At 73.3% G+C, this 21,037-nt stretch carries 18 protein-coding genes; 7 read left to right on the top strand and 11 right to left on the bottom strand.

Annotation, left to right across the window (positions count from 1 at the left end; all coding sequences use genetic code 11):
* Together ACK8OX_RS17895 and ACK8OX_RS17900 are read left to right on the top strand one after the other, a co-directional pair.
* Positions 1-1,556: chemotaxis protein CheA (locus ACK8OX_RS17895; protein WP_430665591.1), on the top strand; the 1,556-nt coding region annotated here is incomplete at its 5' end.
* 103 nt (positions 1,557-1,659) lie between these two features.
* On the top strand, positions 1,660-2,232 hold the full coding sequence (locus ACK8OX_RS17900; RefSeq protein ID WP_430665592.1) for a fasciclin domain-containing protein: 573 nt from the start codon (positions 1,660-1,662) through the stop codon (positions 2,230-2,232).
* A gap of 209 nt (positions 2,233-2,441) precedes the next feature.
* On the opposite strand, the gene ACK8OX_RS17905 is transcribed toward ACK8OX_RS17900, so the two are convergent.
* The 11 genes from ACK8OX_RS17905 to ACK8OX_RS17955 are packed head-to-tail and all read right to left on the bottom strand — an operon-like array spanning position 2,442 to position 16,389.
* Positions 2,442-4,757 carry a xanthine dehydrogenase family protein molybdopterin-binding subunit gene (locus ACK8OX_RS17905; RefSeq protein WP_430665593.1) on the bottom strand — a complete coding sequence of 772 codons (2,316 nt, stop codon included), beginning with the start codon at positions 4,755-4,757 and terminating at the stop codon, positions 2,442-2,444.
* Positions 4,758-4,769: 12 nt separating this feature from the next.
* Complete coding sequence (locus ACK8OX_RS17910; RefSeq protein ID WP_430665594.1) at positions 4,770-6,176, bottom strand: FAD-dependent oxidoreductase; 1,407 nt, start codon at positions 6,174-6,176, stop codon at positions 4,770-4,772.
* Positions 6,173-6,769 (bottom strand): cysteine hydrolase, encoded by a 597-nt coding sequence (locus ACK8OX_RS17915; RefSeq protein WP_430665595.1) that lies wholly within the window; start codon positions 6,767-6,769, stop codon positions 6,173-6,175. Before ACK8OX_RS17915 ends, ACK8OX_RS17910 begins: the two co-directional genes overlap by 4 nt.
* Positions 6,766-8,820 carry a hydantoinase/oxoprolinase family protein gene (locus ACK8OX_RS17920; protein ID WP_430665596.1) on the bottom strand — a complete coding sequence of 685 codons (2,055 nt, stop codon included), beginning with the start codon at positions 8,818-8,820 and terminating at the stop codon, positions 6,766-6,768. Before ACK8OX_RS17920 ends, ACK8OX_RS17915 begins: the two co-directional genes overlap by 4 nt.
* A complete protein-coding gene (locus tag ACK8OX_RS17925; protein WP_430665597.1) occupies positions 8,817-10,493 on the bottom strand; it encodes a hydantoinase B/oxoprolinase family protein in 1,677 nt (558 codons plus the stop codon). The genes ACK8OX_RS17920 and ACK8OX_RS17925 overlap by 4 nt, the downstream gene beginning before the upstream one ends.
* A complete protein-coding gene (locus ACK8OX_RS17930) occupies positions 10,490-11,881 on the bottom strand; it encodes an MmgE/PrpD family protein (RefSeq protein WP_430665598.1) in 1,392 nt (463 codons plus the stop codon). The genes ACK8OX_RS17925 and ACK8OX_RS17930 overlap by 4 nt, the downstream gene beginning before the upstream one ends.
* Before the next feature lie 12 nt (positions 11,882-11,893).
* Positions 11,894-12,595 carry an ABC transporter ATP-binding protein gene (locus ACK8OX_RS17935; protein WP_430665599.1) on the bottom strand — a complete coding sequence of 234 codons (702 nt, stop codon included), beginning with the start codon at positions 12,593-12,595 and terminating at the stop codon, positions 11,894-11,896.
* A complete protein-coding gene (locus ACK8OX_RS17940; protein WP_430665600.1) occupies positions 12,588-13,346 on the bottom strand; it encodes an ABC transporter ATP-binding protein in 759 nt (252 codons plus the stop codon). Before ACK8OX_RS17940 ends, ACK8OX_RS17935 begins: the two co-directional genes overlap by 8 nt.
* Positions 13,343-14,293, bottom strand: coding sequence for a branched-chain amino acid ABC transporter permease (locus tag ACK8OX_RS17945; RefSeq protein WP_430665601.1), 951 nt, complete (start codon positions 14,291-14,293; stop codon positions 13,343-13,345). The genes ACK8OX_RS17940 and ACK8OX_RS17945 overlap by 4 nt, the downstream gene beginning before the upstream one ends.
* The gene (locus ACK8OX_RS17950; RefSeq protein WP_430665602.1) at positions 14,290-15,141 is read right to left on the bottom strand and encodes a branched-chain amino acid ABC transporter permease; all 852 of its coding nucleotides are present in this window, start codon (positions 15,139-15,141) and stop codon (positions 14,290-14,292) included. Before ACK8OX_RS17950 ends, ACK8OX_RS17945 begins: the two co-directional genes overlap by 4 nt.
* 33 nt (positions 15,142-15,174) lie before the next feature.
* Positions 15,175-16,389 (bottom strand): ABC transporter substrate-binding protein, encoded by a 1,215-nt coding sequence (locus tag ACK8OX_RS17955; protein ID WP_430665603.1) that lies wholly within the window; start codon positions 16,387-16,389, stop codon positions 15,175-15,177.
* Between the two features lie 300 nt (positions 16,390-16,689).
* Between ACK8OX_RS17955 and ACK8OX_RS17960 the strand changes: the two genes are divergently transcribed.
* The 5 genes from ACK8OX_RS17960 (at position 16,690) to ACK8OX_RS17980 (ending at position 20,909) form a co-directional block, all read left to right on the top strand.
* Complete coding sequence (locus ACK8OX_RS17960; protein WP_430665604.1) at positions 16,690-16,881, top strand: hypothetical protein; 192 nt, start codon at positions 16,690-16,692, stop codon at positions 16,879-16,881.
* Positions 16,882-16,980: 99 nt separating this feature from the next.
* Complete coding sequence (locus ACK8OX_RS17965; protein ID WP_430665605.1) at positions 16,981-17,871, top strand: DMT family transporter; 891 nt, start codon at positions 16,981-16,983, stop codon at positions 17,869-17,871.
* Positions 17,872-17,892: 21 nt separating this feature from the next.
* Complete coding sequence (locus ACK8OX_RS17970; RefSeq protein WP_430665606.1) at positions 17,893-19,308, top strand: NAD(P)/FAD-dependent oxidoreductase; 1,416 nt, start codon at positions 17,893-17,895, stop codon at positions 19,306-19,308.
* Between the two features lie 297 nt (positions 19,309-19,605).
* Entirely contained in the window at positions 19,606-19,881 is a 276-nt protein-coding gene (locus tag ACK8OX_RS17975; RefSeq protein WP_430665607.1) for a hypothetical protein, read from the top strand.
* Between the two features lie 8 nt (positions 19,882-19,889).
* Positions 19,890-20,909 carry an ABC transporter substrate-binding protein gene (locus tag ACK8OX_RS17980; protein WP_430665608.1) on the top strand — a complete coding sequence of 340 codons (1,020 nt, stop codon included), beginning with the start codon at positions 19,890-19,892 and terminating at the stop codon, positions 20,907-20,909.
* The last annotated feature ends 128 nt before the right edge of the window (positions 20,910-21,037 follow it).

Consider the following 21,037-nt stretch of genomic DNA (forward strand, 5'->3'; position numbering starts at 1 on the left):
CGCGCATCCCGGCCGCCTTCGCGGGGCTGCTGGGCGCCGAGGGGCGGCGGCGGGTGGTCGCGGCGCTCGATGCCGGCCGCGCGCTGTACCGCCTGCGGATGGCGACGCTGGTGCCGCCGGAGGCCGAGGCCGCCGTGGCCGCCGCGCTCGCCGCCGAGGCGGAGGTGCTGACCAGCCGCACGCGGCTCGACGGCGATCCCTCCCATCTCGACATGCTGGTGGCCGGCCCCGCCGGGATCGAGGCGCTGTCGCGCGCGCTGACCGCGGCCGACCCGGCGCGGCGCGTCGTGCTCGACCTCGCCCCCGTGGAGGCCGCGGCGCAGGAAGCCGCGCAGGCCGGCCGCGCCGCGCCGGTCACCATGCGCGTCCGGCAGGAGACGATCGACCAGATCATCGCGCTGGAGGCGGAGGTGCGCGCGGCGTCGCTCGCCCTCGCCGAGGCGCTGGACGAGGGCGGCGGGGCGGAGGCGATCACGACACTGGCCGGGCTGGAACGCCGCATGGCAGGCGGGCTCGCGCGCGAGGTCGGCGCCGTGCTGCGCCGGCTGCGCGCCATGCAGGAGGCGCTGGAGCGCGCCGAGAACCGGCTGGCGGTGGGGATGCGCCGGCTGGACGACGCGGTGATGGAACTGCGCGTCGTGCCCGTGGGCACCCTGTTCGCGCGCCTGCCGCGGGTGGTCCGCGCCGTGGCCGGCGCCTCGGGCAAGGAGGTCGAGCTGCTGCTGGAGGGGGAGGAGGTCACGATCGACCGCAGCCTGGTGGAGATGCTGGCCGACCCCCTGCTGCACCTGACCCGCAACGCGGTGGACCACGGGATCGAGCCGCCGGAGGCGCGGCTGGCCGCGGGTAAGCCCCGCCACGCGGTGCTGCGCGTCTCCGCCGCGCGGCGCACGGGACAGGTGCGGGTGCGCGTGTCCGACGACGGGCGGGGGATCGATCGCGCCAGGGTGCTCTCCCGCGCCGTCTCCCGCGGGCTGGTCACGGCCGAACAGGCGGCGCGGCTGGGCGAGGAGGAGGTGCATGCGCTGCTGTTCCGCCCCGGCTTCTCGACCGCCGAGGCGGTGACCGAGACGTCCGGCCGCGGCGTCGGGCTCGACGTGGTGCAGGATGCCGTGCGCCGCGCCGGCGGGACGGTGGAGATCGCGAGCCGGCCCGGGCAGGGCACCTCCTTCACCCTGCGCCTGCCGCTGACGGCGGCGGTGCAGCCGGTGCTGCTGGTGGAACTCGCCGGCCGCGCCTACGCCCTGCCGGCGGCCCGGGTCGAGGCGGTGCTGGAAGCCGGCGCCGGGGCGGGATGCGAGGTGGTGGCGCTGGCCGACGTCCTCGGCATCGCGGGCCATGCCGCGCGTGGCACGACGGTGCTGCTCAAATCCGCGGGACGTTCCTTCGGGCTGGTCGTGGACCGCGTGCAGCGCCGGACCGACCTGCTGCTGCGCCCGCTGCACCCCGGGCTCGCCGCCCTGCCGGCGCTGGGCGGCGTCGGCGTGCTGGGCAACGGAGAACCGGTGGTGGTGCTGGAGCCGGACGGGATCGCGCCGGAGACGGCGGCGCCGTAACGCCGACCGCGCCGCCCTGGACGCCTCCGCGCAGGGCGGCTAACAGCGTCGCGCGATACGACGCCGGGCGCCCGCGCCCGCGCATGACCGGAAGGACCTGCCCGTGATCTCGCGACGCCTTGCGCTGGGGGCCGGTGGCCTGACGCTGCTGCTCGCCGCCTGTCAGACCCCCGCCCCGCCCCGGGTCATCCCCGAGGACGGCACCATCGACATCCTGACGCTGCTGCGTTCCAAGCCGGAGCATTCGCGCTTCGTGAACGCGCTGGTCGTCAGCGGCCAGACCAGCCGGCTCGGCCGCGCCAACGGCGCGGTGACGCTGTTCGCGCCGACCAACGAGGCGCTGGCTGGCCTGCCCGCGCCGCTGCTGGCCGTGCTCGATAACCCGCCCGCGAACCCGAGCGCGGAGCAGCGCGCCGCGGCGGCGCAGCTGGTGAACGCGAATGCCGCGTGGAACCTGCTTCGCCTGAATGAGATCCAGGCGCGCCGCGGCCAGGTGAACACCTGGGACCGCGGCCGCGTGCTGGTGACGCCGACCGGACCGCGCACGGCGAACGTGGTGCGCGACGGCGCGCCGGTGCAGCCGAACCGCGGCGCCGTGGCGATCACCCGCGCCGACGTGCTGGCCAGCGACGGCATCTTCCACATCACCAACGCGCCGATCCTGCCGGGCGCCTGAACCCGGCAGGACGTGGCGGGGATGCGGCCGCATCCCCGCCCCGCCGCGTGTCATACCGGCCGGCGTTGAAGGTGATCCGATGGCGGCGGGCCAAGCCCGCCGAGCCGCCGGATGGCGGCCGCCGCATCTGCGGCGAAGCCAAGGGCCGCGGATGCGGCCCGCCCGGCGTCTGAGGGGCGTGAATGTGTCAGCATTCACGCCGGTCAGTATCAGCCTGCCGCCAGCACCCGCCACACCCTCTCCGGCGTCAGCGGCATGTCCAGGTGTTCCACGCCGAGCGCGTCGCAGGCGGCGCTGACGATGGCGGGCGGCGCGCCGCAGGCCCCGCCCTCGCCCGCGCCCTTCACGCCGAGTTCGTTGATCGGCGTCGGCACCTCGTGGAAGTCCACGGCCAGGTCCGGCATGTCCCCCGCGCGCGGCATCGCGTAGTCCTGGAAGGTGGCGGTCAGGAACTGGCCGCTCTCCGGGTCGTAGCGCGCATCCTCCAGCACCGCCTGGCCCAGCCCCTGCGCGATGCCGCCATGCGACTGGCCATGCACCAGCAGCGGGTTGATGACGCGGCCCACATCGTCGACGGCGGCATAGCGCACCACCTCCAGCCGCCCGGTCTCGGGGTCGATCTCGACCTCCGCGACGTGGCAGCCATTCGGGAAGTTGCATTCGGTGCTGCGCTTGTAGAGCACGCGTTCGTCGAGGCCCGGCGCCTCGCCTTCCGGCAAGGGGCCCTGCGCGGCGGCGGCGGCGACCCGCGCCCAGTCCACGCCGAGGTCGGTGCCCGCCACCGTGAAGCGGCCGGCATGGAACTCGATGTCGGCGACGCCCGCCTCCAGCAGATGCGCGGCGATGCGCTTTGCCTTGGCCAGCACCGCTTCCGACGCCATCGAGGTCGCGACGCCCCCCATCTGGGAGGAGCGCGACCCGCCGGTGCCGAAGCCCTGTTCCACCGTGTCCGTGTCGCCCTGCACCAGCTCCACATCCTCGAACGGGATGCCGAGGCGGGCATGGACGATTTGCGCGAAGGCCGTCTCGTGCCCCTGGCCGTGGCTGAAGGTGCCGACATGCAGGCGGGCCTTGCCCTCCGGCGTCATCACCAGCCGCGCCCATTCCTGCGGCTGCCCGCCCGATGCCTCGATGAAGTAGCCGATGCCCCGGCCGCGCAGCAGGCCGCGGCGGCGGCTGTCCTCCCGCCGCGCCTCGAACCCCTGCCAGTCGGCCAGGTCCAGCGCCATGGCCTGGGTGCCGGCGAAATCGCCGCTGTCCAGCACGTTGCCGACGCAGTTGGTGTAGGGCATCCGGTCGGCCGGGATGTAGTTGCGCCGCCGGATCTCGTCCTTCGTCAGGCCGAGCCGGAGCGCGCCGATGTCGAGCAGGCGTTCGATGGTGTAGGCGATCTCGGGCCGTCCCGCGCCGCGATAGGCATCCGTCGGCACGGTGTTGGTGAAGACGCACTTCACCTCCATGTTGACGTCCTGCAGGTCATAGACCGTGCCGGCGATGCGCGCGCCCGCGATGGTGGGGATGCGCGGGCCGAAGTCGAACAGGTAGGCGCCCATCGCAGCGACGCTGCGGACGCGGAGGCCGAGCGCCTTGCCCTGCGCGTCGAAGGCCATCTCGGCATGGGTGACGTGGTCCCGGCCATGCGGGTCGGACACGATCGTCTCCGCGCGGTCCGCGCGCCACTTGACGGGGCGACCGAGCCTGCGCGCCGCCCAGAGCACCATGGCGGATTCCGGGAACAGCTTGCCGCGCAGGCCGAAGCCGCCGCCGACATCGGGCGAGACGACGCGCACCTTCTCCAGCGGGACGTCGAAGATGTATTTCGCCAGCCCTTCCCGCACGCGGATCACGCCCTGGGTCGGGCTGGTCAGGTCGTAGCGTTCGCGCGCCGCGTCCCACTGGCCGATGGCCACCCGCGGCTCCATCGGGTTGCCGATGACGCGGTTCTGCACCAGGTCCACCTGCGCGACGAGATGCGCGCGCGCGAAGGCCGCATCCGTCTGTTCCTTGCGACCATTGGTCCAAAGCACGCATAGGTTGCTGCCGCGTTCCGGCCAGATCACCGGCGCATCCGCGTCCAGCGCGCGGGCCGTCTCGGTCACGGCCGGCAGCGGCTCGTACTCGATCTCGACCAGTTCCAGCGCGTCGAGCGCCTGGGCGCGGGTCTCGGCCACCACCGCCACGACCGGGTCGCCGACGAAGCGCACGGCCTCGGTCTGGAGGATGGCGCGCGGCGGGGCGTAGAGCGGCGGCGTGCCGGGCATGGGCGCGACCTCGACCTGCAGCGGGAACAGGCCGAGGCCGTCCGCCGCCGCGTCATGCCCGGTGAGCACCAGCGCCACGCCCGGGGCGGCGCGGGCGGGCTCGACATTCAGCGACCGGATCCGCGCATGGGCGTGCGGCGAGCGCAGGATCGCCAGATGCGCCTGCCCCGGCAGGTCGATGTCGTCGGTGTAGAGCCCGCCGCCGGTGAGGAGGCGCCGGTCCTCCTTGCGTCGCACGGGCTGGCCGATGCCGTACTGGTCCATGGAGGTCCGTCCCTATTCCCCTGCGAGGGCCGCAGCCCCCTGCCCCGCGATCCGCCCCAGCGTCACGGCGGTCAGCAGGCCGTTGCCGGACAGGTAGCCCGATGCCTCCGGCCCGCTGACGCCACAGGCGGCGCCGCCCGCGGCGAAGAGGTTCGGCACCACGCCGCCGGCCGCGAGCCGGACGCGCGCCGCGCCGTCGATGGCGAGCCCGCCCTGGCTGTGGAACAGCGCGCCCGTCACCCGCACCGCGCGATAGGGCGCGGCGAGCGGCGCGGCGCGCGACCAGTCCCGCCCGAAGGAATCGCGGGCGGCGCCAAGCTTCAGCCGCTCCACCTCCGCCAGCGTCGCGGCCAGCGCCTCGGCCGGCAGCCTGGCCTTCGCCGCCAGTTCCTCCGGCGTCGCCGCGGAGAGGATGGCGCCCTGCGCCTCGGCTTGGCGGAAATCCTCGAACTGCCGGGCGATGCCGGCGATGCGGGCGTCGAAGATGTCCCAGGCGACGCCACCGGGCTGGGACAGCACGGCGACCCCGGCCTCGGAATAGCCGCTGCCCTCGTTCCAGAAGCGCCGCCCCTCGGCATTCACCTGGAAGCCACCTTCCATGATGACCGCCCAGGAGACGAGGATGCCCTGCGGATGCGCCACCGAGCCATGGCCCTGGTGCCCCGTCATGTCGCGCAGCGCGGCGCCGAGCGCCTCGCCCCAAAGCACCGCCTCGCCCTCGTTGCCCGGATGGCCGAAATAGACGGCATCCGCGAGGGCGGGGATGTAGCGGCGGACCAGGTCCTTGTTGGCGCCGTAGCCGCAGCAGGCGAGCACGACCGCCCCCGCGCTGATGCGTTCCGCGCTGCCGTCCGGGCGCTCGACGACCAGGCCGCGGATGCGCCCGGCGGGATCGGCGACGAGGGTGGTGGCGTGCGCCTCCGTCAGCAGCGGGACCGCGGCGGCTTCCGCCGCGCTGCGCAGCCGGTCGATCAGCTCCGCGCCGCTGCGGCTCGGCAGCCCGTGCATCCGGCGGTTCGCGTGGCCGGGATAGTCGAAGTCGTGCACGACGCTGAAGGGCAGGCCGAAGCTGTCCGCCAGCCATTCGACGGTGGGCGCCGCGCTGCGGGCGACGAGGTCGACGGTCGCGGGGTCGGCCCGGCCATGCGCCTTGCGCTGGATGTCTGCGGCGAAGGTGGCAGGGTCGTCGGCGATGCCGCGTTCGCGCTGGAAGCGCGTGCCGGCCGCCGGGATCAGCCCGGCCGAGAGGCTGGTCGAGCCCCTCGGCACCGGGTCGCGCTCGATCACCAATGGCTCCACGCCTCCGCTGCGGCAGGCGAGCGCCGCGGTCAGCCCCGCCGCGCCGGCGCCGATGATGGCGACCGGCACCTCCGCCTCGAAGGTCGGATCGGCTTCGGTGACGACGCGCGCGCGGGTCATCGCAGCGCCGCCAGCTCCGCCGCCACGGTGCTGATGCGGGCGACAGGGCGCAGCGCAGCGATGGCGGTGTCGTGCAGGTCCTGCGTGAAGGCGGCGCAGCCATCCTCCAGCACCGTCACGTCGAATTCGCGCACATGCGCGCCGCGCACGGTGGAGGAGACGCCGCCATTGGTGACGATGCCCGCCACCAGCAGCCGGCGGATGCCGACCTTGCGGAGGATCCATTCCAGCCGCGTCGCATAGAAGGCGTCGTATCCCACCTTCTCCACCGGCAGGTCCGAGGGGGCGAGTTCGTCCACGACGCGGTGCCCCCACCCGCCCATCGCGAAGTCGCCCTTCCGCAGGAAGGGGCGCAACTTCTTCAGGTGCGGGTCGATCAGGGGTTCGCCGTCACGTCCCGTGAACAGGGTGAAGTGGGTCGAGGCGATCCAGCCGCCCTTCGCGCGCAGCGCATCGGCCAGCGGCCGGATGCGCGCGGGCAGCGCCGCGATGGCGGGCGCGGACTGCCCGGCGCGGCCATAGGCGCCGTCCGGGTGGAGGAAGTCGTTCTGCAGGTCGCAGAGCAGCAGCGCCGTGTCCTGCACCGCACTCACTCCCGCTCGATGATGAGGTTGCCGAAGCGGTCCACGCGCGCCACCAGGTCCGGGTCCACCACCACGGTGGCATCCGGCTGTTCCAGGATGGCGGGGCCGTGCACCCGCGCGCCCTCCGGCAGGTCGAGCCGCGACCACACCGCGGCGGCGTGCCAGGCGCCGTCGAACCAGACCTGCCGCGCCCCGCGCGAGGCGGCTTCCAGCGTCGCGCCCGGCGGCGGCGCCAGCGCGGCGAGGTCGAAATCCGGCCGGATGCCGATGGCCGCCGTCCGCAGCGTGACGATGCGGATGGGCAGGCCCGGCAGCAGGCGGCTGAATGCCGTCTGGTAGGCGGTCTCGAAGGCGTTGCGGATGATCGCCTCGCTCACGCCGGTGCTGCCCTTCACGACATGCAGCGGCAGCGGCACGCCCACCGTGTGGGTCTGGCCGGCATAGTGCATGTCGAGTTCGAAGCGGATCTCGATGCGGTCCACCGGCAGGCCCGCCGTCTCCACCACCCGCCGGGCCGCCGTCGCCTCCTCCACCATGCGCGCGTCGAGCGCCTTCGCGTCCACGCCGTCGAGCGAGAGGTTCAGCGTGCGCACCTGATCGTGGCGCACATCGGCGATGACGCAGCCCAGCGCGCTGGTCACGCCCGGGAAGCGCGGCACCAGCGCGGCCTGGAGCCCGACCTCCTTGATCAGCGCGCCGACATGCAGCGCGCCGCCACCGCCGAAGGGCAGCGCCACGAATTTCTGCGGGTCGTGCCCGCGCTCGATGGAGACGAGGCGGATGGCGCCGGCCATCTTCGCGTTGGCGACGCGCACGATGGCCTCGGCCGCCGCCATGGGATCGAGGCCGAGCGGGTCGCCCACATGCGCCGCGATGGCCGCCTTCGCGCCTTCGACATCGAGGCGCGACAGCGCGCCGCCGATCGGGCGGTCCGCGTTGATGCGGCCGAGCACCACATTCGCATCCGTCAGCGTCGGTCGCGTGTTGCCCCCGCCGTAGCAGACAGGGCCCGGCCGGCTGCCCGCGCTTTCCGGCCCCACCTGCAGCAGCCCGCCGCGGTCCACATGCGCGATGGAACCGCCGCCGGCGCCGATGGTCGTGATCTCGATCATCGGGCTGCGGATCACCAGGCCGAAATCGATGGTCGCCTGCGCCGCCAGCTCCATCCGCCCCTGCGTCACCAGCGACACGTCGAAGCTGGTGCCGCCGAGGTCGCAGGTGATGGCGTTGGGGAAGCCCGCCGCCCGCGCGATGGCCGCCGCCGCGATCACGCCCGCGGCCGGCCCGGACAGCGCGGTCCGCACCGGCACCCCGCGCGCGGTCGCGGTGGACATGATGCCGCCATTCGACTGCACGATGTGGAAGTTCCCGCCGAACCCCGCCTCGCCCAGCGCGGATTCGAGCTTGCCGAGGTAGCTTGCGACCACCGGCTGGAGATAGGCGTTCAGCCCGGTGGTGGAGGCGCGCTCGAACTCCCGGATCTCCGGCAGGATCTCGCTCGACACGCTGACATGCAGGTTCGGCCAGACGGCGCGCAGCGCGGCGGCCGCGGCGCGTTCGTTGGCCGGGTTGGCATAGGCGTTGATGAAGACGATGGCGCAGGCTTCCGCGCCGCGGCCGAGCAGTTCGCGCGCCGCCGCCTCGACCGCCGCCAGGTCGACCGGTGTGTGGACGGTGCCGTCCGCCAGCGTGCGTTCCGGCACTTCCAGCCGCAGGTCGCGTTCCGTGACCGGCTGGAAGTCGCCCCACAGCCCCCAGGTGTTGCGCCGGTCGCGCCGGCGCATCTCCAGCACGTCGCGGAAACCGGCGGTGGTGATCACGCCGAGCCGGCAGCCCTTGCGCTCCAGCAGCGCATTGGTGCCGACCGTGGTGCCGTGGACGATCGCCTCGAACCCCGCCGGACCGCCGAGGGCGCGCAGCCCGGCCATGAAGCCCACCGCCTCGTCCCCGCGGTTGGAAGGGACCTTGGCGGTGCGGAAGGCGCCCTGCGCGGGGTCGAACAGGAACAGGTCGGTGAAGGTGCCGCCCACATCGACGCCGACGATCGGTTTGCTGGTCATGCCTCGTATCCATAGTCGCGCCGCGCGGCCTCGGCGCTGACGAAGCCGAGCCGGATGTCGCGCGCCACCGCATCCCGCGGGCGCGCCTTCGGGTCGCCCCAGCCGCCGCCGCCGGGCGATTCCAGGCGGATGCGCTGCCCCGCCCCGATCTTCACGCCGACAACCTTGCTCGCCATCGGCGGCATCTCCCACCCACCCGGCGCCTGCCAGGCGAAGCGGTTCAGCGCGCCTTCCCGCCCGCCGCTGACGCCGAAGGGCGCGTAGCGCCCGCGTTCGCCGAGCAGCGCGACCTCCGTCGTGCCGGGCGACAGCGCCTCGATCTCGTAGACCGCGCCCACGCCGCCGCGGTGCTGGCCCGCGCCGCCCGAATCCGGCCGCAGCGCCCATTGCGTGAACATCACGGGGTAGGCCGCCTCCATGATCTCGGCGGGCGGGATGGTGGCGGTGGAGATCGGGTTGTTGGCGTGGTGCAGCCCGTCGCTCTCCGGATTGCCGCCGAGCCCGCCGCCGAAGAAGGAGAACATGACCCAGCGCGTGCCGTCCGCCTTCTGGCCGGACAGCGACAGCGCGTTGATGGTGCCGAAGGGCGCCGCCGTCGCGCGGCCCGGCACGGCCTTGCCGAGCGCGCCGAAGATCACGCCGATCAGCCGCAGGATGGTCTCGGTGTAGCCCGCCACCGGCCGCGGCGGCCCGACGCCGAGCAGCGAGGTGCCGGGGATGACGAACTCGATCGGCCGCAGCACGCCGGCATTGGCCGGCACGTCCGGGAAGGCGTGCTTCAGCGCGACGTAGCAGGCGGCCACCGTCGTCGCCTGGCTGATGTTGATCGGCCCGAGACAGGCCGCCGAGGAGCGGGAGAAGTCGAGCTTCATCCGCCCGTCGCGCACCACCATGTCGAGCGCGATGGTCAGGCGTTCGTCCGTCACGCCGTCGTTGTCGAGGTAGTCCTCGAAGGCGTATTCGCCCTCGGGCAGCGTCCGCAGCTCGGCTTCCATCAGCGCCGCCGCGCGGTCCGCCAGCGCGGCGAAGGCGGCGTCCACCACCGCCTCCCCGTGTTCGTCCAGCAGGCCGGCCAGGCGCTTCTCGCCGAGGTCGAGCGCGTTGAGCTGGCCGTTCAGGTCGCCCCAGTTCGACTGCGGCACCCGGCTGTTCGCCGCGAGGATGTCGAGGATGTCCTGCTGCATCACGCCGGCGCGGATCAGCTTCACGGGCGGGAAGCGCACGCCTTCCTGGTGGCTTTCCGTCGCGCGGGGATTGTAGTTGCCCGGCACGTTGCCGCCGATGTCGAGCCAGTGGCCCACGCTGGCCAGCCAGCAGAACAGCCGCCCCTCGCGGAAGATCGGCCGCACCAGGCGGAAGTCGTTCAGGTGGGTGCCGCCCTCGTAGGGGTCGTTGAAGATGAAGGTGTCCCCGGCCTCCAGCCCCGCGCCGGCCTGCACGCGCCGGATCACCGCCTGCACGGCGAAGGACATGGCGCCCACGAAGATCGGCAGGCCCTTGGTGCCCTGCACCAGCGTCGCCCCTGTCTCGGCGTGGTACAGCCCGTGGCAGGCGTCGCGCGCCTCCGCGATGATGGGGTTGAAGGCGCTGCGGTAGAGCGTCGCGTCCATCTCGTCCGCGATCTGCTCCAGCCGGCCCTTGAGGACCGCGAGCGTGACGGGGTCGAGCGTCATCGGGCCAGCAGCTCCACCAGGGCGGAGGCCTCGCGGTGCGGGCCGAGCGCGAGGGCCGCCTCCTCGATCGCGCGGGCGCGGTCGGCGCCGTAGACGGGGTCGGCCAGCTCGCGGAACTTCGCGCGGACCTCGGCCTCGGTGTAGGGGTCCTCGGTGTCGCCGCGGTTGGTCGTGACCTCGGCCGAGTGGACGGTGCCGTCGGCGAGCGTCACGCGCAGCCGCGCGGGGCGCAGGCCGGGCAGCTGCGCGGTCATCGCCGCATCCTCGTTCACCGTCACGCGGGCGGCCAGCGCCTGCACAGCCGGGTCTTCCCGCGCCGGGCCGCGGAAGGCGGGCACGGTGGCCGCGCCATGGGCGATGGTGGTGGCCAGCGCGAAGGGGATGGAGAACTTCGCCGCCAGCATGTTCGGGGCCGCCGGGCTGTCCAGCTGGGCGGCCCAGACATAGGTGTCGACCTCGATCGCCTTCACCTCCTCCGGCCGCAGCCCCCCGGCCTTCGCCATCACCAGGCCCAGCGCATCCAGCGCGCCATGCGTGTAGCGGCAGGCGGCGTGGCGCTTGAAGTAGTTCCGCGCCACCTCCCACCGCGCGCCGAGGTCGCGGGTCATCTCCTCCGGCCGGAAGTCGGCCGCGCTGACATGGCCGAAGATGGTCGCGACGCCGTCGCGCTCCCCCTCGAACCCCGCCCGCGCCAGGTCCCAGGCGGTCAGGCCGAGCATGTTGGAGACGCCGCAATAGGTGTTCCGCACCGTCCCTCCCTCCAGCATCGTCCGGCGCGAGGTGGCGAGGCCGAGCGTGGAGGCGATGTTGATGACGGCCCGCATCTCGCCCGCCGTGGCGCCGTGCAGCTTGGCGACGCCCATGGCGGCGCCGAGCGTGCCCCAGGTCCCGTGCGGATGCATCGCGACATTCAGCTTCGACGCGATCCCGACGCGGCTGCCCAGCTCGTAGCCGAGGGCGAGCGCGACCAGCAGCGCCGCCCCGTCGCCGCGCGGCGCGGCCAGCAGCGCGGGCACGACATGGATGGCGGGATGGCCGCGGGCGTACTGGTTGCCCTCGTCCAGTTCCAGCATCGTGCCCGACGTGCCGTTGAGGAAGGCCGCGGTGCCCGGACGCGCGGCGTGCGGCAGGCCGATCACCGGCGAATCGCCGCCGCCCTCGCGTTCGATCATGCGGGCAGCCAGCGCCTGCACCTCCGCCTCCTGCGCGCCGGCGGCGATCGCGCCGATGCAGTCCAGCAGGGCAAGCCGCGCGCGGGCCGCGACCTCGGCCGGCAGGTCCGCGAAGCGCAGGCGCGCGGCGAAGCCGGCCCACTCCTCCAGCCAGGGCGAGGGCGGCGCCGCGAGCAGCGCGGAGGCCGGCTCGACGCCCGGTGTCACGATGGCCATGTCGGCATTCCCCTACAATCCGAGATAGGCGCGCTTCAGCTCCGGATCCTCGCGCACCCGCGCGGCGGGGCCGGACAGCGCGAAGCGCCCGTTCTCCAGCACATAGGCCCGGTCGGCGATGTCGAGCGACTGGGCGACGTTCTGCTCGACCAGCATGATCGCCAGCCCCTCGCCGTGCAGGCGGCGGATCAGCGCGAACATCTCCTCCACCAGCAGCGGAGAGAGGCCGAGCGAGGGTTCGTCCAGGATCAGCAGCCGCGGCTCCGCCATCATGCCGCGGCCGATCGCCAGCATCTGCTGCTCCCCGCCCGAAAGCGTGCCCGCCGCCTGGCCGACACGTTCGCGCAGGCGCGGGAAGGTGGCGAAGACGCGGTCGAGGTTGCGGGCGCGGTTCGCCTTCGCCCGGCGGTAGGAGCCGAGTTCCAGGTTCTCCCGCACGGAAAGGTTCGGGAAGATCTTGCGCCCTTCCGGCACCTGGATGAGGCCCGCGGCCATGATCTCGGCCGGGCTGCGGCCGGTGATCTCCGCCCCCTCGAAGCGGACGCTGCCCGCGCGCGGCTTCACCAGGCCGCTGATCGCCATGTTCAGCGTCGTCTTGCCCGCGCCGTTCGAACCCAGCACGGCCACGACCTCGCCCGCGCCCACCTGCAGCGACACGCCTTCCAGCACGCTGGTCAGGCCATAGCCCGCGACCAGCCCCTCCACCTCAAGCATGGGCGCCCCCGCCGAGCCGCGTCGCCGCGCCATGGCCGAGATAGGCCTCGATCACGGCGGGGTCGGCCACCACCTCGGCCGGCGTGCCGCCGGCGATGATGCGGCCCTGCGCCAGCACATGCACCGCGTCGCAGAGGTTCATCACCGCCTGCATCACATGCTCGATCATCAGGACCGTCACGCCGCCGTCGCGGATGGCGCGCACCACGGGGACGATGTCGCGGACCTCCGACGGGTTGAGCCCGGCCAGCACCTCGTCCAGCAGCAGCAGCTGCGGCTCCGTCGCCAGCGCCTTGGCGAGCTCGACGCGCTTGCGCCCCGCGACGGTGAGCGAGGCCGCGGGCTTGTCGAGGTCCCGCCCCAGCCCCACGCGCTCCGCCACGCGTTCCGCGGCCGCGATCGCGTCGGCGCGCCGCGCATGGCGCAGGAAGGCGCCAACCGCGATGTTCTCCCGCACGCTCAGCCCCGCGAAGGGCTGCACGATCTGGAAGGTGCGCGCGATGCCCTGCCGCGCCAGCAGGTGCGGCGGGCGGCCGGTGATCTCCTCTCCCCGCCACAGGATGCGGCCGGTGGTCGGCTTCTCGAAGCCGGAGACGATGGCGAAGAGCGTGGTCTTGCCCGCGCCGTTCGGCCCGATCAGCCCGGTGATGCTGCCCTCCGCCACGTCGAAGCCCGCATCGCCGATGGCCAGCAGGCCGCCGAACCGCTTCGAGACGCCCTGGACGGAGAGGAAGGCGGGCCGCCCGTTCATCGCCGCGCCCTCCAGCCCCGCAGCAGGCCGGGCAGGTCGCGCGGCGGGAAGCGCACGACGAGGATCAGCAGCACGCCGAAGATCACCAGGTCCACGCCCGGGATGCGGCCGACGAGCGACTTGGTGAATTCGCTGAGGCTGTGCAGGATGATGCCGCCCAGCACCGGCCCGAACACCGTCCCCGCGCCCCCGACGATGGGCGCCAGCAGCGCCTCGACGCTGATCCAGGTGCCGTAGGCGATGGTGCTGTCGAGATACAGGAAATACTGCGCGTACAGCGCCCCCGCCGCGCCGGTGATCGCGGCCGACAGCGCGATGGCGGAGAGCTTCACCGCCAGCGCGTCCACGCCGAGCGCGCGGGCGGCGTTCTCGTTCTCCCGCACGGCGACGAGCTGCGCGCCGAGCCGCGAGCGTTCCAGCGCCCGCGTCGCGACCAGCGCCGCCGTCACCAGCCCGAGCGCGACCCAGTAGAAGACGGCGCGCGATTCGAACTGGAAGTTGCCCGCCCGCACGTCGAGCCGGATGAGCAGCCCGGCCGCGCCGCCGGTGACCTCGGTGGCGTTGGCCACCACGCGCAGCACCTCGGCGAAGGCGAGCGTGACCAGCGCGAAGTAGCTGCCCCGCAGGCCGGAGCGGAAGGACAGGAAGCCGATCACCCATCCCACCGCGCTCGCCGCCAGCACGCCCATGCCGAAGCCGACATAGGGGTTCACCCCGTAGCGGGTCTGCAGGATGGCGGTGGCGTAGGCCGCGGTTCCGAAGAAGGCGGCATGGCCGAAGGAATACTGCCCGCCATAGCCGCCGAGGATGTTCCACCCCTGCGCCGCAAGGCAGATGATGAGCGTGAAGACCGCGAAGTTCAGCAGCGTCCCCGCGGTGACGAGGACCGGCAGCAGCGCCGCCAGCGCGGCAAAGGCGGCGATGGGCAGCAGGTCGCGCCCGGTCATGCCTTCGCCCCGAACAGGCCGGTCGGCCGGAACAGCAGCACCAGGATGAAGATGACGAAGATGCCGAGCTGCCCGAGGCTGTCGCCGAGATAGAGGCCCGACAGGCTCTCAACCACGCCGATCGCCAGCCCGCCCAGGAGCGCGCCCGGCACGCTGCCCATGCCGCCCAGGACCACGATGGTGAAGGCCACCAGCACGAAGGCGTTGCCGACGCGCGGGTTGACGTAGAAGGAGGGCAGCAGCAGGCAGGCCGCCACCGCCAGGCAGGCCGCGCCGATCCCGAAGGTGACGGCGTAGACATGGTTCACGTCGATGCCGACCAGCGCCGCGCCTGTGCGTTCCTTCGCCACCGCGCGGATCGCGCGGCCGGTGTCGGTCATCGTCAGGATGACGAACAGCACCGCGGCGACCAGGAAGGCGACCCCGAAGCCCACGACGCGCGGGAAGGACAGCAGCATCGGCCCGGCCTCCACCACCTCCATCGCGTAGGGCACCTGCACCGACAGCGTGTCGGAGCGGAAGACCGCCAGCAGCGCGTTCTCCAGCACGATGGACAGGCCGAGCGTGACCAGCAGGATGTTGGAATCGTCCCCCCTGCTCGCCGGCCCGATCACCAGGCGCTGCACGCCGTAGCCAAGCGCGAAGAAGATCGGCACCAGCGGGATGATCGCCACATAGGGGTCGAGCCCGAAGGCGGACCACGCGACGAAGGCCGCGTACATCGCCAGCGTCAGCAGCGCGCCATGGGCGAAGTTGATGATGTGGAGCACGCCGTAGACCAGCGTCAGCCCCAGCGCCACCAGCCCGTAGACGGCCCCGGTGAGGAGGCCGTTCGCCACGGCCTCCATCACGATCTCAGGGGGTAGGGACCTCAAGGCGCGTCAGGCCGGCCAGGGGAAGACCGGGCGGGCATCGGCGAAGTCCGTCGGGAAGATCACCTTGATGTCGTTGTCGATCACCTGCGTGTTCACCGCCTGCGCCGCCTGGTTCTGGCCGTTCTCGAAGCGGGTCGGGCCATAGGGCATGACGTGGCGGGTGAAGTTGCCGTCGGTGCGGGCCAGCGCCTCGATCACCGCGCCGCGGTCGGCGCGGCCCGCGCGTTCCAGCGCATCGGCCACCAGCATCACGGCCGAGTAGTTCATCGGCGTGTTGTAGAGCCAGAAGCGGTTCTGCGCCTCCACCGCGCGGCGAAGCTCGGCGGTCTTGGGCTTGCGCGGGTCGGCCCAGTGGTTGACGTCCATCACCAGGTTCGCGGCTTCCGGGAACTCTCGCACGAAGCGGAAGTTGGACGCGGCGCCGTTGAGCACGCAGTAGATGCCCTTCGGCCGGATGCGCCGCTGCTGCAGCGTGCGGCTCAGCAGCACGAACTCGGCGTAGTAGCTGGACGGGATGATCAGGTCCGGGTTCAGCGACCGGATGCGCAGCGCGATGTTCGACATGTCGCGCGCCGGGGTCGGGTGGCTGATCGTCTCCAGTATCTCGAAGCCACGGTTCGGCAGTTCCGTCTGCATCAGCCGCGCCATGCCGGACCCGAACAGCCCGTCCTCATGCACCACCACGACGGTGCGCGCGGGCCGCCCCGCCGCGGTGTTCAGCGTGACGAGGTTGTCGAGCGCGGCGCGCGTGACGCTGCCGAAGCCCGGGCTGAAGCGGAAGGTGTTGCGCAGCCCGCGCGTCACGATCTGGTCCGACACGCCGACATCGACCACATAGGGCAGGTCGTAGCGCGATGCCGCCTGCGAGGCCGCGAGGCAGATCGGGCTGGCGAAGCCGCCGACGATGGCCACCACGCCCTCGCCGTTCATGCGCTCAACCTCGGCGGTGCCGCCTTCGGGGGTCGACCGCGCGTCGCCGAACACCATCTGGATCTGCGCGCCGCCCAGCGCCCGGATGCCGCCGGAGGCGTTGATGTCCTGGATCGCCAGTTCCGCGCCGAGGCGACCGTATTCGCCGTCCTGCGCGAGCGCGCCGGTGACGGGCTGGAGGATGCCGAGCCGCACGGGCGCGGGCTGGGCGCGCAGCATGACGGGTGCGGCCAGGGCGCCTGCGGCGCCCAGAAGCACCGCGCGGCGCGAAGGCATGAGGGCGGTCGGCATCTTTCGTGGTCTCCCCGGTCGCGGTGGCCGCATGCGCGGCCCCGCCTATCTGCGCCGGGGCGCCCGTTCAGGCAAGATGCCGCATGGCCACCCGCGGGGCGTCGTGCAGGCGGGCGGCGGTGCCGCCGCACCTGACCCGCAGTCCCATCCCGCCATCTCCCGCGCCGGGGGGAACGGGCGGATCCGATGCGACCGTCGCGGCATGTCGTCGGCCGAGCCCCGCGCCACGCGCGCGTTGACGACGACGCCCGCGCCCCTTAACCGGAGGGACCAAGCACCCCTGCCGGGAGGAACACCGCGATGCGCTCTCACGAGGGCCAGTTCTCCGACAACCGCCCGATCCGCCGCTCCCCGCAGGAGAAACGGCGCCTGATCGCGGAGCTCAAGGAAACCCTGGCCGGCATCAAGCCGCATGCCTCGCCGACGCTGCGGACGACGCTGATGGCGCGCATCAAGGAACTCGAGGCCGAGCTGGCGTCGGAGACGCGCTGAGGGTCCGGCACGGGAGGCCGGCCGCCCCGGGGCGGTGACGCGCCCTGCCCGCCGGCCCCGCCTTCCGCTGACGGCGGGCAGCGCGTAGCCTGCCGCGCGATGGACCCCGCGCCCCCACCGCCCCCACGCGACGCGCGGCGCGTGCTGGGCGGGATGGGACTGATGGTCCTGTGCTGCCTGTTCTTCGGCGCCATGGGCGCCTGCTACCGCGCCGCGATGCTGGACGGGCTGCCGGTGGCGGTGGTGCCCTTCGCGCGCGGCGTCGTCACGATGCTGGTCGTGCTGCCCTGGATGCTGCGGAACGGACCGGCCACCCTCGCCACTCGGCGCCCCGGCGCGCACCTGTTCCGCTGCGCGGCGGGCCTTGGCGGCTTCATGCTGCACATGCTGGCGATCCTGTGGATGCCGCTGGCCGACGCGGTCGCCATCATGCATGCGCGCCCGCTCTGGGCGCTGCCGCTGGCCTTCCTCCTCCTCGGCGAACGGGTCGGCTGGGACCGCGCGGTCGCGGCGGCGGTGGGCTTCGCGGGCGTGCTGGTCATCGTCGGGCCCGACATGCTCATCGGCGGGGAACTGCACCCCGGCACGGCCGCGGCGGTGGCGGGCGGCATCTCCGGCGCGCTGGTGCTGATCGCCATCAAGCAGCTTTCCGGCACCGAGCCGCCGGCGCGGGTGGTGGCCTGGTACGCGATCGCCAGCGTGGTCGTCTGGGGGCCGGTCTCCGCGCTGGTATGGCAGCCGCCTTCGACCGCGGCCGTGCTGCTGGTCGTCGCGGGTTCGCTGCTCGCCATCCTCGGCGATTTCTGCGCCTCCTGGGCGGCGCGAAGGGCCCCGGTCGGGCTGCTCGCGCCGATGGAATACGTTCAGATCCCGGCCAGCGCCGCCTTCGGCGTCCTGTTCTTCGCCGAGACGCCGGGCTGGGCCCTGCTGTGGGGAACGCTCATCATGCTGGGCGCGACCCTCTACCTGGCACGGAAGGCCGGGCGATGACCCGGGGCGGAGCACGACACCATGGACCCTGACGACGCCATCTTCGCCCCCGGCTTCCGCACCACCCCCTGGTGGTGGGAGGAGGCGCCGCCCCCCGCCCCCTCCCCGCACGCCTTGCCGGAGGAGGCGGAAGCGGTGGTCATCGGCGGCGGCATCGCCGGGCTGTCCTGCGCGCTCGAACTCGGCCGCGGCGGCATGCCCGCGCTGGTGCTGGACCGCGAGGCGATCGGCTGGGGCGCGTCGTCGCGCAACGGCGGCGCGCTGTCGGGCGCGGGCAGCCTGGGCCGTGCGAAGGCCGACGTGACGAAGGCGGTGGACGCCGCGCTGCTGGCCGAGATGGTGGAGGAGGCGGAGGCGAGCTTCGATGCCTTCGAGGCGCTGGTCGCGCGCGAGGGGATAGACTGCGACTATCGCTGCTGCGGCCGCTTCGTCGGCGCGCATTCGCCCGCCGCGATGGAGACGCTCGCGAAGCGCGCCGCGATGCTGAACCGCGCCGAGCCGGGCGGGGCCGAGCTGCTGCCCCGCGCGCGCCTGGCCGAGGAACTGGGGACGCCGCACTACCATGGCGGCCTCGCGATCCGCCGCGCGGGCGCGCTGCACCCGGCGCGCTACACCCGGGGGCTGGCCGCCGCCGCGGCCCGCGCGGGCGCGACGCTTGCCGGCGGGGTGGAGGTGCTGGGCGTCGCCCGCGAGGGCGTGGGGAGAGGCGCCCGCGAGGGCGTGGGGAGAGGCGCCCGCGAGGGCGTGGGGGGTATCGCACGGGAGAGCGCAGGGAACGGCGCCCGCGGCGGGACGCGCTTCCTGGTCGCGACCTCGGCCGGCACGGTGCGGGCGCGGCACGTGATGGTGGCGACCAACGGCTACACCGGGCGGGCCACGCCCTGGCACAGACGCCGCGTGATCCCGGTGGCGAGCTACATGATCGCGACCGAGGAGCTGGGCGAGGCGCGGGTGCGCGCGCTGCTGCCGAAGCTGCGGGTCTATGGCGACACCAAGAAGATCCTGTACTATTTCCGCCCTTCCCCGGACGGCACGCGCATCCTGTTCGGCGGCCGCGCAACCCTGTCCGACACCGACCCGCGGATCGGCGCGCGCTGGCTGCACCGCCACCTGCTGCACCTGTTCCCGCAGCTCGCGGGTGTGCGGATCACCCATGGCTGGAAGGGCAACGTGGCCTTCGCCTTCGACATGCTGCCCCATGTCGGCCTGCGCGACGGCATGCACCACGCGCTGGGCTGCAACGGCAGCGGGGTGGTGACGATGACGCATCTCGGCACCGTCGCGGCGCGGATGATGCTGGGCGGGGACAACCGCGCATCCGCCTTCGCGCGCCTGCCGATGACGACGCTGCCCGGCTACACCGGCACGCCCTGGTTCATGCCGGTGGTGACCGGCTGGTACCGGCTGAAGGACTGGCGCGACGGCTGGCGGGCGTAGCCGCTGGCACGGGACTTGCCCATCTGCCGCGCCGGCGGCCGGCATCCGCGCCCCTGGCATGGCCGGCGGCGCCGGACTGCACGGCGGAGGAGCACGACATGCCCGGATAGCTTGCAAGGCACGCCCCGGCCAATGCCCTTGGGCGGACCGGCCCGGCGCGCACCGACTTCCACGCCCTCGCCCCGACCTGCGCGAGGCGCCGCTGCACCTCGGTGAGGCCGAGGCGGTGACAGGCTTCGATTCCAGGGTATGGTTCGCCCCAGGCGCATCGGCGTCCGGCGTGCGGATGTCCGGTTCATGTGTCACGGCGACCAAGGGGTGGATGTGCTGTCCAAGTCGCTCCTGATCTCGGCGGACCTGTCCGGACGGCGCCCGCAGGTGGGGGCCGGTGTGCCGCGCGCCGCCGCGGGCGGCCGGGCGGAGGCCATCCGCGCCCGCCCTGCGGCCGTGCGGCACATCGCCCGGCACGACCGCGCCATCGGCATCGTCGCGGATGGCTTCCCCCTTCCCCGGCGCGGAACCGCGGCGGGTCCGCAGACCACGCCGTCCCGCGCCACGCCCCCGAGGAGATGAAGGATCACATGCTCAACCGTCGCCACCTGATCGCCGCCGCGGGCGCCGCCGCCCTCGCGCTGCCCGCCGCCCGCACCGCCCGCGCCCAGACCGCGCTGCGCTTCACGCTCGACTGGGCGCTGCAGGGCAACCACGCCATGTGGGCAATGGCCGAGGATCGCGGCATCTACCGCCGCGAACAGCTTGCCGTGCGCATGGACCGCGGCTTCGGGTCGGGCGATGCGCTGGTGAAGGTGGGATCGGGTGCCTACGATGTCGGCTTCGCCGACTTCGCGAATGCGGTGAAGTTCAACGCCGAGAACCCGCAGAACCGCCTGGTGATGCTCTACCCGGTGTTCGACCGCACGGCGGCCGCCATCGTCACCCTGCGCGGGCGCGGGATGGAGCGGCCGCAGGACGTGGCCGGCAAGAACCTCGGCGCACCGGAAGGCGAGGCAAGCCGCCTGCTGTTCCCCGCCTTCGCGCGCGCCGCCGGCATCGATGCGCGGGCTGTGCGCTGGACCTCGATGGCGGCGAACCTGCGCGACACGATGCTGCGGACCGGCCAGGTGGATGCGGTGTCCGGCTTCCTGTTCACCGTCCACTTCAACCTCGTCGGCCTCGGCATCCCCGAGGACCAGATCCTCGGCTGGCCCTTCGCCGAGCATGGGCTCGACCTCTACGGCTCCGGCGTCTTCGCCCGCGCCGAATGGATCGAGCGCAACCCGGAGGCGGCGGCGCGCTTCGTGAGGGCCTCGGTCGACGGGCTGAAGGCGCTGCTGGCCGACGTACCCGGCGGCATGGCCGCGTTGAAGCGGCGCGAGCCGCTGTTCGACGAGGCGCTGGAGGCGCGCCGCTTCGCCATGACGCGCGACCGCTCCATCATCACCCCGAACAGCCGCGCCAACGGGCTTGGCCATCTCGACATGGAACGCGCGCGGCAGCTCGTCGCGGTGAATGCGGAGGCGCTCGGCGTCGCGAACCCGCCGAGCGCGGAGAGCATGTTCACCGACCGCTTCCTGCCGCCACGGTCGGAGCGGATGCTCTGATACTTGGCTCATGAAGTGCTGACGCACTTCATCCTCAGGCGCCAGCGCGCCTCCGGCGCTCGGCTTCGCCGCACTTGCGGCGGCGCCCGTTCGGGCGCTCGGCCCGCTGCGCGGGCCGCAGGTCGGGA

This window comes from Falsiroseomonas sp. CW058, from assembly GCF_050563535.1.
GTDB lineage: Bacteria > Pseudomonadota > Alphaproteobacteria > Acetobacterales > Acetobacteraceae > Falsiroseomonas.

Excerpts from the sequence above, each read along its gene's own strand:
- ACK8OX_RS17905 (WP_430665593.1), bottom strand. The coding sequence starts at position 4,757 with ATGGACCAGTACGGCATCGGCCAGCCCGTGCGACGCAAGGAGGACCGG.
- ACK8OX_RS17910 (WP_430665594.1), bottom strand. The coding sequence starts at position 6,176 with ATGACCCGCGCGCGCGTCGTCACCGAAGCCGATCCGACCTTCGAGGCG.
- ACK8OX_RS17920 (WP_430665596.1), bottom strand. The coding sequence starts at position 8,820 with ATGACCAGCAAACCGATCGTCGGCGTCGATGTGGGCGGCACCTTCACC.
- ACK8OX_RS17925 (WP_430665597.1), bottom strand. The coding sequence starts at position 10,493 with ATGACGCTCGACCCCGTCACGCTCGCGGTCCTCAAGGGCCGGCTGGAG.
- ACK8OX_RS17930 (WP_430665598.1), bottom strand. The coding sequence starts at position 11,881 with ATGGCCATCGTGACACCGGGCGTCGAGCCGGCCTCCGCGCTGCTCGCG.
- ACK8OX_RS17935 (WP_430665599.1), bottom strand. The coding sequence starts at position 12,595 with ATGCTTGAGGTGGAGGGGCTGGTCGCGGGCTATGGCCTGACCAGCGTG.
- ACK8OX_RS17940 (WP_430665600.1), bottom strand. The coding sequence starts at position 13,346 with ATGAACGGGCGGCCCGCCTTCCTCTCCGTCCAGGGCGTCTCGAAGCGG.
- ACK8OX_RS17945 (WP_430665601.1), bottom strand. The coding sequence starts at position 14,293 with ATGACCGGGCGCGACCTGCTGCCCATCGCCGCCTTTGCCGCGCTGGCG.
- ACK8OX_RS17950 (WP_430665602.1), bottom strand. The coding sequence starts at position 15,141 with ATGGAGGCCGTGGCGAACGGCCTCCTCACCGGGGCCGTCTACGGGCTG.
- ACK8OX_RS17955 (WP_430665603.1), bottom strand. The coding sequence starts at position 16,389 with ATGCCGACCGCCCTCATGCCTTCGCGCCGCGCGGTGCTTCTGGGCGCC.
- ACK8OX_RS17960 (WP_430665604.1), top strand. The coding sequence starts at position 16,690 with ATGCGCTCTCACGAGGGCCAGTTCTCCGACAACCGCCCGATCCGCCGC.
- ACK8OX_RS17965 (WP_430665605.1), top strand. The coding sequence starts at position 16,981 with ATGGACCCCGCGCCCCCACCGCCCCCACGCGACGCGCGGCGCGTGCTG.
- ACK8OX_RS17970 (WP_430665606.1), top strand. The coding sequence starts at position 17,893 with ATGGACCCTGACGACGCCATCTTCGCCCCCGGCTTCCGCACCACCCCC.
- ACK8OX_RS17975 (WP_430665607.1), top strand. The coding sequence starts at position 19,606 with ATGTGTCACGGCGACCAAGGGGTGGATGTGCTGTCCAAGTCGCTCCTG.
- ACK8OX_RS17980 (WP_430665608.1), top strand. The coding sequence starts at position 19,890 with ATGCTCAACCGTCGCCACCTGATCGCCGCCGCGGGCGCCGCCGCCCTC.